Here is a 2,832-nt window from a genome sequence, read left to right as displayed (position 1 = left end):
TATTCCTGCTGAGTATTTAGTTGGCCCAATCATTGCAACTCACACGCTGCGGTATCGTCCTTCGCAGTCTACATGCCCCGCAAACCATTTCTTGTATTTGTTTTATCTGTTAACAATCAAAAAAAAACAACTCGTTGACCGCGGTAGCTACAAGGGTACCATAAATACCGTAAGAGTATGCTGGTAATACGGTGTTGTCTAGAGCCGATTATTACCAAAGGCTATGCAGTAAGTGTAGAAGGAGGAAAAATAGCTAGAACCGGTCAGAAACCAGGCAAAGGGGTATATATCTGCACTAAATGCAAGCAAATTGTGAATCTTGACGATGATACTGACACTATGCCACCATGTCCCAAATGTAGTACTATAGAGTTTGTAGTACAGAGAGGAACAACCGTCAGGGAGGATAACATGGCATTTCAATTGCCTGAAAATCTCTACTATGCTATTAAGGCCAAGCATAGTGGTAAAGTCATTGATATACAATCTGGGTCTCATGGAGACGGCACCAAGGTACAGCAATGGGCCCTCACTCCGAGCGATCATCAGCTATTTTACATAGAAAGGCATGGAGAATGGTGCAAAATAAAGGCAAAACACAGCGGAAAAGCTCTTGACGTAAAATCGGGTACGCAGAGAGATGGAGAAATTATCCACCAGTGGAGAGATTATTCTACTGACAACCAATTGTTCAAGATCGAGCCCTGGGATGGAGAATGGTGTAAAATAAGAGCAAAGGTTAGTCAAAAAGTCATTGATGTCGCGTCGGCCGACATGAATAACGGAGCTCAAATCCACCAGTGGACTGAATATAAGTGTGACAACCAATTATTCAAATTTGAATTGGTGAATCCCAGATGGGATATCAGGACGGACAGCTTTACCCCTGACTTCCCCGCTCCACCACCTGACCGAATTGATATTGTCACTCAAAGAGAATTAACCAATAATTCACCGGCTAAAATCACAGAGACGCTATCTAATGAAGTCTCTAAAGAATGTACGTTCAGATGGTGCTTCACAACGTCCTTTAAGCTTGGCGTCAGCGCCAAATTCGCCATGGAAATACCTGGCTGTGGAGGTGTCGAAACCGAGATAAGTCTTGAGGCTGGGTTGGAAACTAACCGAGAATGGACAAAGAAAGTAACACGGACCTATGCTATTGAGCGCGATTTGACCCTGGATACCAGAGCTTCAATCCTAGTACGTGGTTATGTGGATTGGGTGGAGGATTATACAACTCCTTTTACAGTCGAGCTATTGGTTGCAGCCTGGGGCGAAAGCAAAAGCGGCTTCCGTCCTCTTACACGCAACGAACTTGTGGAGATTCTTCAGATACATGGCTGCGAACGAGAAAACATAATTGATGAAGCAAAGGATAACAAAGTGAAAGTAAGGTTACGAGGAGAATATACTGGATCCTTCGGAACACGAACGTTCCTTAAAGTGAATGAACTCACAACCTATCGTAAAAGCGACGGTAGTGACATGTGGCATTGGTGTACTAATTGCCCCGAGTGGCCTGTACCAGGTGCTACCTCTGTTTACGAGGAGTTGAAGTTACTGGATGGCAAAATACCAGATGGAATGTTATGCCAGGTGTGTGCGTCTAAAGCGGCTGACGGCAGTTGTGCTAAAGAATGAGTGTCAATTGTGTAGATCTATATCCAACCCGCCGTTGACGCTGAAGAATGAAGGGCTATGTTTTGTTTACTTTCAGGAGGATTATTGCTCGAAATATCACAGGAAATATAATGCAGTAGAATTTTGCACGATTGTGCGTTAACTTTTGAAAACATCTAGCATCACGTTTCGGCCGCCCTCAATCTCCATTGGAGGGCGGCCGGGATGAAATCTTCACAATTCACAACCAAAGATTCTTTTACTGCTAAGTCAGGAACCAAAGATGGTCTTGCGCTTTCATTGCAGTTGTGGTTTTACTATACTCGATAAACTAATGTATAATTCCAGGCGATACAAAAAGCGCATTAAGGTGCAATTTTGGCATTAAAACCGTATTAGATTATACAGAATTGCTTCTTTTGTATAGAGGTTCTGCTCCCCACTTTGCTGAACGATTCTACCACAATGGTTCGTCAGACCACGTGCAAGTCCAATCGCCGCTATTTTCTTCAATTAATATCCATTTCTCGCGAAAGAACTCAACAGAACCAGAAACAACCACCACACTATCTATTGCTCTTTCTACCAACCAAGAAAAAGTTTGTTCGAGCACCCTCTCTGTTCTGTCAACAGGTACTCCAGCTTGGGGTGACGCGTCGAGATAATAAGAAAAATACGCGGGATCCTCAGGAATATAAGGAAGCAAACGATCGGTACGGCAAAAAGTCACACCACTCGTAGTACACATATTGCCTATATGTAAGGGGAAGTAAGTAAATTCAATATTAGTCATACCCGGGAACTCAAGACAGTTTACGTATACAAGCAACATTACAATTACCATAAGTACAATAGGCAAACATTTCTTCATTCTTGCTCCTTCTTATTTTATTCTCAATTTACTAAAATGTTTAAAGTACTTTATCCAACTAGTATACAATATTACGTACAAAGATATGGCTGTCAACACAGCAATTCTCCTTCCACCTTCTCCATATCCTTCAGCTGAGGGGACGGGGGTTGACTTTTTGACATTTTCTGCTGCTAGGCAAGTCATAATTTCGGCGGCGGATTTGGTTGTTTTCAGTTCGGCAATATCCACGTTACGGATGTCAAAAAGTCAACCCCCGTCCCCTCATACTAAAGGCACAGCCATCATTTAGAGTTCAACACGACCCTCCAAATTTTGTCGAAATGTAGATTTCCAGA

2 protein-coding genes are annotated in these 2,832 nt (G+C 42.8%); one reads left to right on the top strand and one right to left on the bottom strand.

Annotated elements, in window-relative coordinates:
* Positions 1-411 precede the first annotated feature (411 nt).
* Positions 412-1,644, top strand: a complete 1,233-nt coding sequence (locus OEV79_12505) for an RICIN domain-containing protein (protein ID MDH4212257.1) — start codon at positions 412-414, stop codon at positions 1,642-1,644.
* A 436-nt stretch (positions 1,645-2,080) separates the two neighbouring features.
* On the opposite strand, the gene OEV79_12500 is transcribed toward OEV79_12505, so the two are convergent.
* Positions 2,081-2,494 (bottom strand): hypothetical protein, encoded by a 414-nt coding sequence (locus tag OEV79_12500; protein MDH4212256.1) that lies wholly within the window; start codon positions 2,492-2,494, stop codon positions 2,081-2,083.
* Between the last annotated feature and the right edge of the window lie 338 nt (positions 2,495-2,832).

This window comes from candidate division WOR-3 bacterium, assembly GCA_029858255.1.
Classification (GTDB): domain Bacteria; phylum Hydrothermota; class Tepidihabitantia; order SM23-42; family SM23-42; genus SM23-42.
The sequence above is the reverse complement of the archived record's forward strand: the minus strand, read 5'-3'. Positions and strand labels throughout refer to the sequence as shown.

Coding starts and splice junctions, on each gene's coding strand:
- OEV79_12505 (MDH4212257.1), top strand. CDS start 412: ATGGCATTTCAATTGCCTGAAAATCTCTACTATGCTATTAAGGCCAAG.
- OEV79_12500 (MDH4212256.1), bottom strand. CDS start 2,494: ATGAAGAAATGTTTGCCTATTGTACTTATGGTAATTGTAATGTTGCTT.